Source organism: Alteromonas sp. 5NS40-0096 (genome assembly GCF_057544385.1).
Map to the genome: position 1 here is coordinate 86741 of NZ_BAAJLQ010000001.1, position 14745 is coordinate 101485.

A 14745-nucleotide genomic window follows, 5' to 3' on the forward strand; every position below is an offset into this window, starting at 1 on the left:
TCAGTCCTTTTTTTTGTGTTTTTTAACAAAGATTTTACATAAAGCCGTTAAAAAGGTTGCTATAGTCCTTTCAGAATTGTTCTTAATTGTGTAATTTAATTACCAAATTGTAATCTGTTTTCAGTTGGAGCGAATGCGCTTCGATTAATCGATTTTCATTATTTACAAAGTGAGAGAGCTATGAACGCCAAGGCAAAAAAACAGCCTGACGTAAAGGTCGATAAAGGTGAATTTAAAGCAGCAGTGGTACGTCATTTACATACCACACTTGGAACCGACGAGAATAAAGCGAATAATCACGCTTGGTGGAAAGCTACCTGCGCGGCCATGCAGGAAAAGGTTCTAGAAGGATTAAGAAAGACGCAAAAAACCCATTACATGAATGATACTCGTGCCGTGCATTACTTGTCGGCGGAGTTCTTAATGGGTCGTTTGTTATCAAATAACCTACAAAATTTTGGTTTGTTCGAAGTGGCCAGTGGCGCGTTAAAAGAGCTTGGCGTCGAGCTATCAGATGTGTTGGAAGAAGAACCGGATATGGCATTGGGCAATGGTGGTTTAGGCCGTCTAGCCGCTTGCTTTATTGATTCTCTGGCAACAATGGAGTTGCCGGCGATTGGTTACGGTATTCATTATGAGCACGGTTTGTTCCGTCAAGAAATTCAAAGTGGTGCGCAAATCGAGCGTCCGGATAGTTGGAGAGACTACGGCAACCCGTGGGAAATTTGCCGTCCTGAATCTATTCAAGAAGTAGCGCTTTACGGTTATGTTGAAACCAAATACGGTGAGAATGGCAGAATCGAGAAAGAATGGCACCCTGGCTCAATTGTTAAAGGTGTACCATGGGATATCCCAGTAGTCGGCTACGGTGGTAACACAGTTAACGTATTGCGTTTGTGGCAAAGCCAATCATCCAACTTCTTTAATTGGGATGTGTTTAATGCTGGTGGTTACGTTGATGCACAAGTAGAAAACGTACAAGCGGAAACTATCTCAAAAGTACTATACCCAAATGACGAAACAGAAGCGGGTAAAGAGTTGCGTTTGATTCAGCAATACTTCTTCTGTTCTTGTTCACTTAAAGACATTATTCGTCGCTATAAACGCGCTCATGGTGATGATTGGAGCCGCTTCACAGATCAAGTCGTGATTCAGCTAAACGATACTCACCCGGCAATTGCCATTCCTGAATTGATGCGTATCTTGGTTGACCGTGCGCACATGGACTGGGATAGCGCGTGGCAGATTTGTACCAATACGTTTGCTTACACCAACCATACGTTGCTTCCTGAAGCGTTGGAGAAGTGGCCTGCACGTATGATTGAGAAAATCCTACCTCGCCACTTGGAAATCATTTACGAAATTAACCATCGCTTCATGAAAGAAGTCGACAAGCAGTGGCCTGGCGACAACGCGATGAAAGCCAAGCTTTCAATTATTGAAGAAGGCAACGAGAAGATGGTTCGCATGGGCAACTTGTCTGTCATCGGTTCATTTGCGGTTAACGGTGTTGCTGAAATTCATTCTCAACTCGTTAAGCAGAACTTGTTCCCAGAATTCGATCAACTGTGGCCTGGTAAGTTAACTAACGTGACAAACGGCATTACGCCACGTCGTTGGTTAAAAGCGTGTAATCCAAAGCTTTCAGCACTGATAGACAAGAAAATTGGTGATGATTGGCCATTAGATCTCGACAAATTAGTTGGTCTAGAAAAATTCGCAACGAATAAAACGTTCCAAAAGCAGTTCATGAAAGTGAAGCAAGAGAACAAACAGTTGCTCGCTGATGAGATCAAAGAGTCAATGGGCATAGACGTTGATGTAAACGCGATTTTTGATATCCAAATTAAACGTTTGCACGAATACAAGCGTCAGCACCTGAACTTGCTGCACATTATGGCACTTTATCGTCGATTGTTGGAAAACCCAGATTACGATATGCACCCACGCGTATTTATATTTGGCGCGAAAGCGGCACCGGGTTACAAACTGGCAAAAGACATTATTTTCGCCATTAATAAAGTGGCAGAGAAGATCAACAACGACGCACGAGTAAACGATAAACTGAAAGTGGTATTCATGCCTAACTATCGTGTATCTCTGGCTGAGAAGATGATTCCTGCTGCCGACGTTTCAGAGCAAATCAGTACGGCGGGTAAAGAAGCATCGGGCACGGGTAACATGAAGTTAGCACTAAACGGCGCATTGACAGTGGGTACGCTAGACGGCGCTAACATCGAAATTGCTGAAGAAGTGGGCGATGACAATATCTTCATCTTCGGCTTGACGGTCGAAGAAGTGACCGCTTTGAAAGCAGAGGGTTACAACCCGTTTGATTACTACTACGGTGACGCTGAAATCAAAGCAGTACTGGACTGGTTGGAAACCGATTACTTTACGCCTGGTCAACCTGGCGCCTTGGTTTCAATCAAGCAAAGCTTGCTTGACCACGGCGACCCATACTTAGTATTGGCAGATTACCGCTCTTATGCAGATGCACAAGAACGTATTGATGTTGCTTATCGCGATAGCCAAAAATGGGCAGAAATGGCGATCATGAACACAGCTAAAATGGGTAAATTTACGTCTGACCGCTCGATTCGAGATTACGTCGAAAGAGTGTGGAAATTGAACCCGTGCAAAGTGTCTTAATGACGCAATTTTGAAATCAAAAATAGGTGCTTAGGCACCTATTTTTATTTTAGAAATCATAAAATTAAGCCTATAGCTTAGACGGTAATTTGACGTCAAAAAACAGGCGCGCTAGCGGAAGGAATATTTTCCATATTTTGAAACACTTTAGACCAAATATCTGTTGCTAAATGCCTAAGGTCATGTTTTTATTGAACGACTAATTATAAAAAGAAGCGGTAAGAGAAACCGTACTTGAGGCCCTGTAGTTTCGTGAGCAACCAGCACCAATCACTGACGACCATACCAAACCGCTTTGCGTTTATCGACTGCATCTCCGACTGCGCTGGAGATCATGACCATCTCTCATTAATGTTAGTTGACGTAGTACGATTTTCGGATGTCACAACGAGTTTCGGTATAACGGTGGGTGATAACTTCCTACTTGAGATTGCAAACCGCATCTTGGTGCTATTTGGTCAAGATGGATTGGTGGGACGGATCAGTGGTGACGTATTTGGTGTTGTATTCCCCGGAGAACACAGCCGAAACTATATGCAAACCCAGTTTGAAAAACTGATCGAGCACTTTAAAACGCCCATGTACCACGAAGATTACGCGTTCATCGCTGACTTTAAAGTGGGGGCAATCGCTAAGTCGACACACGAATTCAATATCACTAACTTTGTGTCTCAAGCCGAAGCGGCACTCAAACAAGCGAAAGAAAACAAATACGAAAGTTTTCACATGTTAGGCATGCAAGATAAAGCGGAGACTGGCCAGTATCTTGCCCTCAAAGCTGACTTGAAACGCGCGCTGTCAGACAATGAATTGGAACTCTACTATCAGCCACAAGTTGAACTCAATACCCTAGAAATTGTGGGTGCTGAATGTCTGTTACGCTGGAATCATCCCACCAATGGTGTAGTGTTTCCTGGACCGCTGATAGACGCTGCAGAGTCTTATAACATGATGAATGAATTGGCGTACTGGACACTTGAGCAAGCATTCAATGCACAGTCGAAGTTTGTCGCTAATGGTATGGATATTACGGTGTCGGTTAATATTTCGCCTACCCAATTGTACGACTCCAAGTTGGTTGACTCGCTCGCTTCATTACAAACCAAACATCAACTCGACCTGTCTAAATTTGAATTAGAGCTCACCGAGGATGTGGCGCTGTCGAACTCGCCAATGGTGAAAAAACAACTCAACAGTTTGGGGCGTTTGGGTATTGCTATTTCGATCGATGATTTTGGCAAAGGGTACTCGAACCTCGCTTACATCCGAGAGCTAGACATCAATGCATTGAAAGTCGATAAAACCTTTGTGATTGAGTTAACCGATAACCCAGTAAACAAAGCTATCATTGAGGCGGCTAAATTAATTGGCGAAGCCAAACAATGCGACGTGATTGCCGAAGGCGTTGAAACCATTGAACAGTTGCATATATTGCGCGATATTGGTGTGAAGTACGGGCAAGGTTACTTATTTTCGAAAGCTGTACCTATGGCGTCTTTTATGTCGTTCTCGCGACAAGAAATCATTGTCGGAGACTCTCCGTTGCGCCTTTCAAGGCGCGGTAAAGTGAATCTGTAAGGTGTAATAGCCGGTTCGCGAAGGTCTTTTTATTCAGACTTTTGCATTTATTGATACAGTCGTTAGACTAGTGCCAATTTCTCATCTCTGGTAACCCTATGCTCGACGCACTACAACAAAAAGGGCAGTTTTTGACGATGTCTCGTCAAGATGCCGATAGCCTTGTACTCAATCAATCATTCAGTGTTGCAAACAACACACAAGCCACTGTTTTGGCACCTGGTATCATCGTTTTTGAACCGCAAAAGCCGACTGAAACACCCACAAAACACATTGTTTACTCTTGTGGTGTGCATGGTAATGAGACTGCACCTATTGAAATTTGTGACAAGATTGTTCAGGACATTATCCTAGGTAATCTCGTCATTAAGCACCGAGTGCTGTTTATTTTCGGTAATTTAGCGTCCATGGACATTGCCGAGCGCTTTGTCGAAGAAAACATGAATCGATTGTTCTGCGGCGCGCATTCTAAAGGACCTGGCTTAATTAACAGTGAGCGCAGACGGGCTAAACAACTTGAAGACGCAGTGGCGCAGTTCTTTGCGCCAGCGGGCTCAAGTGATACGAAAATTCACTATGACTTACATACTGCCATAAGAGCATCGAAAAACGAGAAGTTTGCCGTTTATCCGTTTCTTCACGGAGGCTTGCATAGCCTTTCTCAATTGGGTTTTATCGCATCTTGTGGTGTCAAAACTATCTTGTTATCTGAATCAGTAACAACAACGTTTAGTTATCACTCTTCGGTCAACCACAATGCTCATGCTTTTACCGTTGAACTGGGTAAAGTGAAGCCGTTTGGTCAAAATGACATGTCGCGATTTGCCGATGCGGAGCACAGTCTACGAGCCTTGATAAGCGAGGATGATTACTCGCCGTCAGTGGCATTGAGTGAACTGGACATTTACCGGGTCAATCAAGTTATCAATAAACATAAAGATGACTTTGTACTGCATTTCAGTGATGACGAGCCGAATTTCTCAGATTTTGCCAAGGGAACTGTTTTAGCATCTGAGACGGGAAGCAGCTATATTGCTGAGCAAGATGGTGAGGCGATTGTATTCCCAAATGCGAACGTAGCACTGGGGCAGCGAGCATTGCTAACAGTTGTACCAACGACATTGGAAAAACTTGATGTATAAGCTTGATGATAGGTTGGAAAATGATACTTTTCACTTAACAGATTTGGCATTGTGTGACGTGCTATTAATGAACGACACACAGTTTCCGTGGTTAATTTTAGTGCCGCGTGTTGAAGGTATTACGGAAATCATCGATTTGTCTCAAACTCAACAATTACAGTTGTGGGAAGAGTCTGCGCTCATTAGCCGCGTATTGCGAAATACGTTTGCACCCGATAAATTGAATGTTGCGGCACTGGGAAATGTTGTCAGTCAATTGCATGTGCATCATGTTGTAAGAATGAAAACCGACTGTGCATGGCCTGCGCCAATCTGGGGACGCCAGCCGACGGTGGCTTATACCCAAGAGGCAGCTCAGTCATTGATTACACAGATTCAAAAACAAATACAGAAGGAACTCTCATGATTTTAACCACTACGCCTACCATAGAAGGCAAGCAGATTGAAAATTATTACGGCATTGTTGTTGGTGAAGCCGTAATGGGGGCGAATATATTCAAAGATATTTTTGCTTCCATCAGAGATATTGTGGGTGGACGCTCTGGATCCTATGAGAATGAATTGACACAAGCTCGCAAGCTTGCGTTTACTGAGCTAGAACAAGAAGCCAGAGCAATGGGCGCAAATGCGGTAGTTGGTATTGATATAGACTACCAAGTTATTGGTGATAAAGGCAGTATGCTGATGGTGAGTATTGCTGGCACTGCAGTCCGTATTAGCTAAAGATACCGCTTTGCCGTAAAGGCCGTTCAGATTGAAAGCTGTAGGCTATGACCTACCGCTCTTGAGAGATTAACTGGTGGTTTTCGATATCACCAGTTATCTTCGTCGTCTTTTTGTTGCTTAGCGCGCTCTTCAGGTGAAGGGTAATTATCTGGTAGGTTAAACTTTTTCGTGTGACGCAATAGTAGAATATTGCCACCGACAAGGCCTATTACTAATAGTAAGATGATAATTAGCCAAACCACGCTTATCGCTCCCCTTTATTCATAACATATCGATCGAATATCTGCTCAATATTGTCCAATATCACAGCTTTTCCCAGAATATCATGCTCATAGAGCGTTTGCGTTAGGGAATGAACGTCTCTTTCGCACTCCATTGATTGCGCCGTAGCAGTGTGACTCAAATGCCACTTCTCAACGGCCACGCCACCGTTATCATGTAAAAAAGGCCTGTGAAATCCAAAACGCCCAGCATTGCGATCTAGCCAGTCAGCAAGCGCGTAACATGGGCCCCCTTGGCAATATTCGGCATCCACCAATTCAAACGACCCCGACCAGCTTTGCACAGCCTGTTTGTCATAGACATCAATGTCAGTACCCCAATGATGTCGACTGGTGCCCGGCAGGGCAGACCAGGTTAAGATAGCGTGTAGTTTGTCGGTTTCGCTCAACGTTTCAAACGCTAATACGTCTCCGCTTCTAGAAAAAAGGGTGGCATTGCCAAGCCATTTTCGATTCCAGATTGCTAATTGGCGGTGAAAATCTCGGTAGCTACTCACCAATTGTAAATCGACCCCGTCGGCTTGCGCCTCGCGCTGCATGGATAAAAAGTCGGGTGCGGCGTCTTGATGTAGCCAGTGGTTAGACCCAAAGGCTAACAAGGGTGGGGCGTCAAGCCCCAACCAAACGGATTTCATTAGGCCCCCAAAAGGTTAACCATGATGTGGTAGTACATGTCGGTCAATTTGCGCAAGTCTGCCATATTAACGTGTTCATCGATTTTATGGATGGAGGCATTAACCGGACCGAGCTCAACAACTTCGGCACCAGTGGGTGCAATAAAGCGACCATCAGATGTACCGCCCGCGGTTGATAATTCAGTAGGAGAGCCATTTACCGTCGCAATCGCGTCTTGCGTTGCTTTTAATAGTTCACCGTGATCGGTTAAAAACGGTTGGCCGTTAAACGTCCATTTGATGTCGTAATCCAGTTGGTGCTTGTCGAGAATGTCGACAACGCGGCCAATCAGCTCTTGGTCTGTCACTTCTGTTGAAAAGCGGAAGTTAAAACAGACGTGCATTTGCCCCGGTATGACGTTCCCCGCACCTGTACCTGCTTGAACATTGGATATCTGGAAACTGGTAGGTGGAAAAAACTCATTGCCGTTGTCCCAGTGGCTTTGGGCCAATTCAGCCAATGCTGGCGCGGCCAGATGGACAGGGTTTTTGGCAAGGTGAGGGTAGGCGACATGGCCTTGTATACCCTTGACAATAAGGTCGCCTGTTAGTGAGCCTCGGCGCCCATTTTTAACGATATCACCAACGCGATCAGTACTTGATGGCTCGCCTACGACACACCATTTGATTTTTTCATTTCTCGCTTCAAGGGTGTCAATGACGCGAGTAGTGCCATTGATAAAAGGACCTTCCTCGTCACTGGTAATCAAATAAGCAATACTGCCTGTGTGGTTCGGGTAATCTTTTACAAAACGCTGAGTCGCAACGAGCATCGCCGCCAGACTGCCTTTCATATCCGCTGCGCCGCGTCCGTGAAGGTTTTCGCCTTTTTCGGTGGCGACAAATGGCGGTGTCTGCCAGGCATCCTCTGGTCCACTGGGCACGACATCAGTGTGACCTGCAAAACAGAATACCGGTCCGTCTTTGCCTTTTCTTGACCACAGGTTGGTAGTGTCTTCAAACACCATGGTTTCATTGTCAAAACCAAGATCACCCAACAAGGTTTTCATCAAATCCTGACAGCCGGCATCTTCAGGCGTGACAGAACGTTTATTAATCAGTGTTTTTGCGAGTTCAATTACATCTTGCATTAGCCAAAAATTTCCTCGTACTGAGCTGGCTTGAAGCCAATAAAGAAGTCGCCACCGGATGCCAAAATTGGGCGTTTGATCATCGCAGGGTGTTCCAAGAGTAAGGGCAAAGCTGAGTCTTTGGTCAAGTCCGATTTTTGTGCATCATCGAGTTGGCGAAAGGTAGTGCCTCGCTTGTTTAACATGGCTTCCCAGCCCAAGTGAGATTCGGCTTGAACTAGCCATTCTGAAGTCAGGCCATCCTTGCGATAGTCGTGAAATGTGTATTCAATGCCGTTTTGTTCCAACCACTTTCGTGCTTTTTTGATGGTGTCACAATTGGGAATGCCATAAAGCGTTACTGACATGTCGAGTTCCGATACTTACTAATAGTGAAGGCAGTCTATCTTGAGCGATGTCAGGTTGCAAAGAGTAAGAGGTAAAGAGCTAGTATCAATCGCTATAAGAGAGTGATTAATACGAGAGTGCATGGCGCTGAGATATTTATCGTTGATGCAAATAAATGCCACCCAGCCATTCGACGCCATACCAATAAGGTTAGCGCGACTGGCTAGGCCCAAAATTTACGAGGCACGCTTGCGGGCTTTGAGAATCGCTTTTTGCCAAAGAAGCTTGGGAATAGATATGAGATTGCGCTTGTTTTGAGCGGCGATGAGCATTTCTTTTTTCGCAGTATCGAAGATGTCCTTCGGCGCTTTACTTGGATGTCCTGCGTCAACGGGAGGTTGAGGGTCGTATTCGATTAATAACTGGATTTTTTGTGCAATGGCTACGCCGTGAAGGTTAATGGCAACTTGAAGTGCTAAATCGATACCAGCAGATACCCCTGCGGCGGTGATGATTTTGCCCGATTCCACTATGCGATCGTTTTTCATTGGTATCGCACCGTATTGTTCGAGTAATCGATGAGCAACCCAATGGGTCGTCGCTCGATGGCCTCGTAAAATGCCTGCGGCAGCCAAGATACAAGAGCCAGAACATACCGATAAGGTTAACCTAGTGTGTTGGTGAACTTGCTTTAGCCATGTCAAAAGTGATTTGTCTGCCATGGCGGTGAGGGTGTCTGCCGTAGATCCGGGTATAAGCACCATATCCGGATTAGGGGTCTGCTCGAACGTATGAGTCGCACCTAAAATAAAAATACCGGTATCCGCTGGAATAGGCTCGGCCTTGTGGCTCACAAAACGCACTTCTGTGTTTGGCATCATGCGTAATACTTCATAAGGCCCTACTGCATCCATCGCAGTGAAACCCGGGTACAAAACAATTGCGATTAACATATTCATCCTGTTTTGACTTGTGAATTGACTTTTGTACTTTACGGTGTTTTTATTTGGCGTAAATGACAGTATTAGACTAAATAGTGCCAGCTGTGGTGAGAAATATTATCTTTGTTGTTTACCCTGGATTTGAATTACTTGATTTGAGTGGGCCTGCGGCCGTATTTTCTTCAGCAAATGCCATTGCAAAGCAACCTCTATATCACATTGATATCCTGAGTGTTGAACATGGGCTAGTGCAAACGAGTGCCGGGATTGCAATTCAATCTTCGAGTTTGGCAGATAGAGCGTGCGATAGCCGTACTTGTGTACTCGTCGTGGGCGCTGAAAAAGGCCCTTTGATAAAAGCGACACGAGACAAGCAATTGAATCGGTGGTTGGCTGAGCAAGCCCCCCATTGTGAAAGGTTCGGTTCAATTTGTAGCGGGACCTTTCTGCTGCAATCCGCTGGTTTAATTGAATCAAAAGTGGTGACGACACACTGGTCAGCTTGTGACGCACTATCGCATTGGAAAGGCGATGATAGGGTATTAGAGGATGCCTTGTACCATATTGATGGAAGCTGTTGGACATCCGCGGGAGTGACGACGGGCATTGATATGACGCTAGAAATGATAAGGCGAGACCACGGCAGTGAATTGATGCATTCGGTCGCCAAATATCTGGTGGTGTACAGCCAACGCCCGGGCAAACAATCCCAGTTTGCAGAAATTCAAGATATGAAACCGAATGAGGAAGAACAGTTCGCTGACTTGATCATTTGGCTTAAATCCAATGTGTCAAGACAGATATCCATATCACAGATGTCTGACTTTATGTGCATGTCACAGCGGAGTTTTCAGCGTAAGTTCTCCGCCGTGTTTGCCAGTTCTCCTGCTAAGTTTTATGAGCGGATGAGAATGGAATATGCCAGAGACTTTTTGTTACCTAAATATTCAGTGGCTCGCTCTGCAAACCAACTAGGTTACGCGTCTGTCGCCGCGTTTCGAACCAGTTTTGAAAAGCAATTTGGACTATCGCCTTCCGTATACCAAAAAGTGAGGTGAGCTGGCGTTGTTTTCAAAGGCATTATTTGTAGTATCACGCCAGTAACCAAAAGCGGTTGCGCTAGTTGTATTCGAACGTTAAAGGAACAAAGTAAACAAACGGTCTTCTCCGGCGACCAAAGATTTGGCGGAGGAGGGCATAATGGCCTTTAACTTACTACCATTGATGAAGGTGACAGCACAGTCTGTATTGTGTTGATGTTGACGCATCCAGTAGGGATCTAAAAGCATTATTGTGTCGCCTGATCGCACGACTTTACCTACGCGAGTTTGTAAGACGCACCTTTGCCCCATTAATGACGATTTGGACGATCCAATTTTTATCCACATTCTCAACCCATTTGCAGCGCGCAATACCACCTCGTACCCAGTCAACGGTAGCGATTCTACTTTGGCAGAAAAAGGTGCAATGACTTTGCTGCCGCTTAATTCAATGCACGCTCCGGGACCCAAAAATCCGGTTTGAGTCGGAATGTGTTCAAATGCGGAAAGCGGTTTTAACTTACCCGAAATAGGCGATGAGACAGCGATTTGTTTTTTGAATACTTTTGGTGCTTGTGTGACCAAGTTAGAAGAAACCACCGCCATGTTTGCGCCTACATATTAATGGTGTAGCCGTCGCCCTCTAGGGCTTGTATGGCATCATCGAGTTTGTTGTTTTTGACCAAGAAGAAGTCAGTCTCGAAGGTAGAAACGACAAAAATACTGATTTTGGCTTTGGCCAAAACCTGCCCGATACTGGCCATGATTCCTACCATTGATAAATCCAATGGGCCGATAAGTTCGAGCGCTCGCCAGCCGGAGTCATGATCGATTGAATCGATTTCAACACTACTATCAACAACAACAGATAATTCGTCTTCTGTTTTTCCGATAAAAAACAAGGGAGATGCCAGTACAGCCGCCGGTATCGTGGCGTCTGAATCTAAGCTGTGTATTACAAATGACTGTGGCAATACTGCTAATGTTTGCTTCGACATAGTGTCCATCTATAAAAAGTCGTTGATGCATTAAATCATGGCGCGGCACAGAAGGCACGCGATACCTGTTGATTTAACACAGTTTAACCCAGATTAGCACCAGATAATGAATCATTCGGCTAACTGGCAAATATCATTACTGCTGAGAGTAAGCATAGGTGATTAATGTGTAATTACTACGGGATTTCGATGATATTGGGCCAAAACGTGTAAAAATGAAACAAATCAGTTGATAGCCTTATTTGTAACGTCTCTGGACACTTGTCCACAGATATATCCACTAAAATTGTGAATAACCTTATTGTTTTTCACAGCTTGGCGTTAGATCGCTCGATTAGAGATCTTTTATCATCGCTATGTTTGCAGGAAATTTAAGCTAAGTGGTTGTAATACATGCTGATTATAATTTGCTCACAGGATCGTTTGGTAGATCGCAAATGTGCGCTAAACCCTTGGATCACATAGAGATCCATAAGAATCTATTTGATCGTGTGATATTCCAAATAATTTTCTTGTTGAGGGTTATTTGACCATCTGGTTATAAACTGAATCTGTGGATAACCTTGTTGAATAACTTGGGGTTAACTCATAGGTGTATGAAAATAAAGCATTTATGGATTTGGTTAAACAATGTGCAATCAGGTCTGAGGTGTGTGTAAATTTAGTCTTTCGTTAAAAATTTCCGTCTACGGTGTTTTTTCCTCATAATACAAACTTTACAAAGGCAGAAACACATAGTGATCAATAACCTGTACGAGAGAACAGATCTACGCAAAGGAACGGCGCTGAGAATTCAATTGTGGCAGAGGTATTGGTATTCTGACCACAACAAAAACTAAGGATTAATCGGTTTTGGCTGCACCACTTAATATATTCGCCGGTCCAGGCGCTATCAATGTCATAAGAAAGTATGGATTTTCCGCGTCACTATTTCGGTATTTTGTTGGCGCGTCAGGTGGCCCTAAATGGTTTGCTTTGGCTGGACTAGACCGAGTGTTGTTTCCTGAATTTTTTCCTCATCAGAGCGGGCAAATACAGGTGATCGGCTCTTCAGCTGGCGCCTTTAGAGCTGCGTGTATGGTACAGAAAGATGCAACGGCTGCGATAAACAGGTTGGCAACCCATTACTCGACAACCGTTTACAGCGATAAACCGACTTCTACTGAGATCACAGATAAAGCAAAAGTGCTGTTAGATGACGTGATGGGTAGCAATGGCGTAATGGAAGCCATTACTAATGAACGTTTTAAATTGCACATTTTCGTTGCCAAGTGTAGAGGTTTGATGAAATGCCATGGTAGAGCAGGGCAAACGCTTGGCTTAAGCGTGAGCGCTGCTGTCAATGCAGTAAGCAGAAAGCAGTTACAGCGACTCTATCAACGCTATGTGTTTTCTGCGCCGGGCAGTCAGCTATCGGTAAGCGACCCATACGGGTTGGACACCCACTTTGTGGAGCTTGGCTACAACAACCTAAAAGATGCATTGTTGGCGTCGGGTGCAATTCCCATCGTATTGGACGGCGTTGAACACATAGTGGACGCGCCTGATGGTGTTTACCGCGATGGGGGCATTATCGATTACCACTTTGATTTAGCATTTGGTCCGGAGCCAGGGTTGGTATTGTATCCTCACTTTTACGACGCGCCGATCCCTGGTTGGTTCGACAAGATGTTACCAAAGCGCCACCCTCACATGTCGAGTTATCACAATGTTGTGATGTTGGTACCGTCAAAGGAATTTATTGCTAGTTTGCCGTTTAAGAAGATTCCAGATAGAAAAGACTTCGAGAAGATGGAAGCTCAGCAGCGCATTCAATATTGGCAAACCGTAATTAGTGAGAGCGATAGGCTTGGCGACTACTTTATGTCTCTAGTAGAAACCGGTGATGTAGAAGAGAATATCCAACCGTTGAGATTTAAATGCCGCTAACGGTCGCTGGAAAGGGGGCAATTTCGCTCTTGTGGTCAAAAGACCAGCAATCAAACGCATAAAGTGAAATTATGCTTGCACCTTTGAAATGCCATCGTTATTATACGCGCCGATTCAACGAATCAGCACTTCTTGATGCGTCTATAGCTCAGTTGGTTAGAGCGCTACCTTGACATGGTAGAGGTCCCCTGTTCGAGTCAGGGTAGACGCACCAAATTTCAACGGCATTCCAGTCTTGACGTAATCCCTAGCAACCGGCTCAATGGCTTGTAAGCCAATGACGTATTCCCTTACGTTCTCGTTATGCGTGGTTTAAGCGCAGATAGCGTTTTGACGGCCAGTCGTTATCGTGATCAATTGCTCTCAAGCTCGTCCATAATCCCTTTACATTTAGTCGTTAGGTGATCGCGCAATTCTCTTATCGCCGGCGTGATGAGCTGTTTACTCGGGCAAATTAACCACAATTCTGTTCCTACAGGGCTGTAATCTGGCAATAGCCTAACAAGAGAACCGTTGAGCAAATCCGCCGACATATCCAGTGATGATTTTAACGCTATCCCCTTTCCTGATAAGCACCAACGATGCACCAATTCTGCATCGTTAGTCATTCTATTGCTCTTCATCTTAATTTTGAATTTTTCGTCGCTACGGGAAAATTCCCATGTATCGTGCGCGATATCATGGAGTTGGTAGATAAGCCCATTGTGATTAACCAATTCATCGGGGTGTTGCGGTTGGCCAAATTTCTCCAAGTAAGACGGCGAAGCGCACAGTATTCTTGGCACCTCACATATCTTGAAGCCATAAATTCGCGCGTCCTTGGGTTCACCATAGCGCAAACCGATATCAACGGGTTCTCGGTAAAAATCTACCACGCTATCGCTAATATGCAGCTTGAGCGAGACCTCTGGGTAGGCATCAATAAACTCATCAAGCCAATCTACGACAAAATTTCGCCCTAAATCCGATGGCGCTGCTAACCTGATCTCTCCATCGATGATACCTCTCTCGTTCTTTGAGTCTTGTTCAATTTGTGAGAGAAGGAGAAGCGCCTGTTCAATTTTGGGAATAAATCGCTCGCCTTCGGGGGAAACTTTAAGCTGTCGTGTTGAGCGTTGAAATAACTCAACACCAAGTGATTTCTCGACTCTCATTAAGGCGGCACTTGCCGTGGCACTCAATAAGTCCAAGCTTTCTGCCGCTTTTTTGATACTTCTAAACTCGGCAACTTTTAATACGACATTCAGATCACTTGTTAGCATATTATCAATTTAAATTTGATTATTATTCAAATAATAGGCTGTTTTTGTTTTCTTAATCAAGGGCTATTCTCATTCGCACTTGATGACAGACAACTGGAGCTTGT

The 14745-nt window shown here is 44.6% G+C and carries 15 protein-coding genes and 1 tRNA gene; 8 read left to right on the forward strand and 8 right to left on the reverse strand.

Going from position 1 to position 14745, the window contains the following annotated elements; genetic code table 11:
* Positions 1 to 180 precede the first annotated feature (180 nt).
* The 5 genes from AC27G9_RS00455 (at position 181) to AC27G9_RS00475 (ending at position 6095) form a co-directional block, all read left to right on the forward strand.
* Positions 181 to 2652, forward strand: coding sequence for a glycogen/starch/alpha-glucan phosphorylase (locus tag AC27G9_RS00455; RefSeq protein WP_487069893.1), 2472 nt, complete (start codon positions 181 to 183; stop codon positions 2650 to 2652).
* Between the two features lie 252 nt (positions 2653 to 2904).
* Entirely contained in the window at positions 2905 to 4230 is a 1326-nt protein-coding gene (locus AC27G9_RS00460) for a putative bifunctional diguanylate cyclase/phosphodiesterase (RefSeq protein ID WP_487069895.1), read from the forward strand.
* A gap of 98 nt (positions 4231 to 4328) precedes the next feature.
* Positions 4329 to 5372, forward strand: a complete 1044-nt coding sequence (gene astE / locus AC27G9_RS00465; protein WP_487069897.1) for a succinylglutamate desuccinylase — start codon at positions 4329 to 4331, stop codon at positions 5370 to 5372.
* Positions 5365 to 5778, forward strand: a complete 414-nt coding sequence (locus tag AC27G9_RS00470) for an HIT domain-containing protein (protein WP_487069899.1) — start codon at positions 5365 to 5367, stop codon at positions 5776 to 5778. Before astE ends, AC27G9_RS00470 begins: the two co-directional genes overlap by 8 nt.
* Positions 5775 to 6095, forward strand: coding sequence for a heavy metal-binding domain-containing protein (locus AC27G9_RS00475; RefSeq protein WP_487069901.1), 321 nt, complete (start codon positions 5775 to 5777; stop codon positions 6093 to 6095). Before AC27G9_RS00470 ends, AC27G9_RS00475 begins: the two co-directional genes overlap by 4 nt.
* Positions 6096 to 6184: 89 nt before the next feature.
* Here AC27G9_RS00475 and AC27G9_RS00480 read toward each other — a convergent pair whose 3' ends face one another.
* The 5 genes from AC27G9_RS00480 to AC27G9_RS00500 all read right to left on the reverse strand — a co-directional run bounded on the left by AC27G9_RS00480 (position 6185) and on the right by AC27G9_RS00500 (position 9424).
* Entirely contained in the window at positions 6185 to 6340 is a 156-nt protein-coding gene (locus tag AC27G9_RS00480; RefSeq protein ID WP_487069903.1) for a DUF2897 family protein, read from the reverse strand.
* Positions 6341 to 6342: 2 nt separating this feature from the next.
* Positions 6343 to 7014, reverse strand: a complete 672-nt coding sequence (locus AC27G9_RS00485) for a M15 family metallopeptidase (protein WP_487069905.1) — start codon at positions 7012 to 7014, stop codon at positions 6343 to 6345.
* Complete coding sequence (gene dapE, locus AC27G9_RS00490) at positions 7014 to 8144, reverse strand: succinyl-diaminopimelate desuccinylase (protein WP_487069907.1); 1131 nt, start codon at positions 8142 to 8144, stop codon at positions 7014 to 7016. The genes AC27G9_RS00485 and dapE overlap by 1 nt, the downstream gene beginning before the upstream one ends.
* Positions 8144 to 8491 (reverse strand): ArsC family reductase, encoded by a 348-nt coding sequence (locus AC27G9_RS00495; RefSeq protein ID WP_487069909.1) that lies wholly within the window; start codon positions 8489 to 8491, stop codon positions 8144 to 8146. Before AC27G9_RS00495 ends, dapE begins: the two co-directional genes overlap by 1 nt.
* Before the next feature lie 216 nt (positions 8492 to 8707).
* Positions 8708 to 9424, reverse strand: a complete 717-nt coding sequence (locus AC27G9_RS00500) for a DJ-1/PfpI family protein (RefSeq protein ID WP_487069911.1) — start codon at positions 9422 to 9424, stop codon at positions 8708 to 8710.
* Positions 9425 to 9516: 92 nt separating this feature from the next.
* On the opposite strand from AC27G9_RS00500, the gene AC27G9_RS00505 reads away from it, so the two are divergent.
* Positions 9517 to 10470 (forward strand): GlxA family transcriptional regulator, encoded by a 954-nt coding sequence (locus AC27G9_RS00505; RefSeq protein WP_487069913.1) that lies wholly within the window; start codon positions 9517 to 9519, stop codon positions 10468 to 10470.
* Between the two features lie 78 nt (positions 10471 to 10548).
* Here AC27G9_RS00505 and AC27G9_RS00510 read toward each other — a convergent pair whose 3' ends face one another.
* A complete protein-coding gene (locus AC27G9_RS00510) occupies positions 10549 to 11058 on the reverse strand; it encodes a PTS glucose transporter subunit IIA (RefSeq protein ID WP_487069915.1) in 510 nt (169 codons plus the stop codon).
* A gap of 8 nt (positions 11059 to 11066) precedes the next feature.
* Positions 11067 to 11450, reverse strand: a complete 384-nt coding sequence (locus tag AC27G9_RS00515) for an ACT domain-containing protein (protein ID WP_487069917.1) — start codon at positions 11448 to 11450, stop codon at positions 11067 to 11069.
* Positions 11451 to 12302: 852 nt separating this feature from the next.
* On the opposite strand from AC27G9_RS00515, the gene AC27G9_RS00520 reads away from it, so the two are divergent.
* Both AC27G9_RS00520 and AC27G9_RS00525 read left to right on the forward strand, forming a co-directional pair.
* A complete protein-coding gene (locus AC27G9_RS00520; RefSeq protein WP_487069919.1) occupies positions 12303 to 13379 on the forward strand; it encodes a patatin-like phospholipase family protein in 1077 nt (358 codons plus the stop codon).
* 137 nt (positions 13380 to 13516) lie between these two features.
* Positions 13517 to 13593 (forward strand) — tRNA-Val (locus AC27G9_RS00525).
* A 139-nt stretch (positions 13594 to 13732) separates the two neighbouring features.
* Here AC27G9_RS00525 and AC27G9_RS00530 read toward each other — a convergent pair.
* Entirely contained in the window at positions 13733 to 14641 is a 909-nt protein-coding gene (locus tag AC27G9_RS00530; protein WP_487069921.1) for a LysR family transcriptional regulator, read from the reverse strand.
* Between the last annotated feature and the right edge of the window lie 104 nt (positions 14642 to 14745).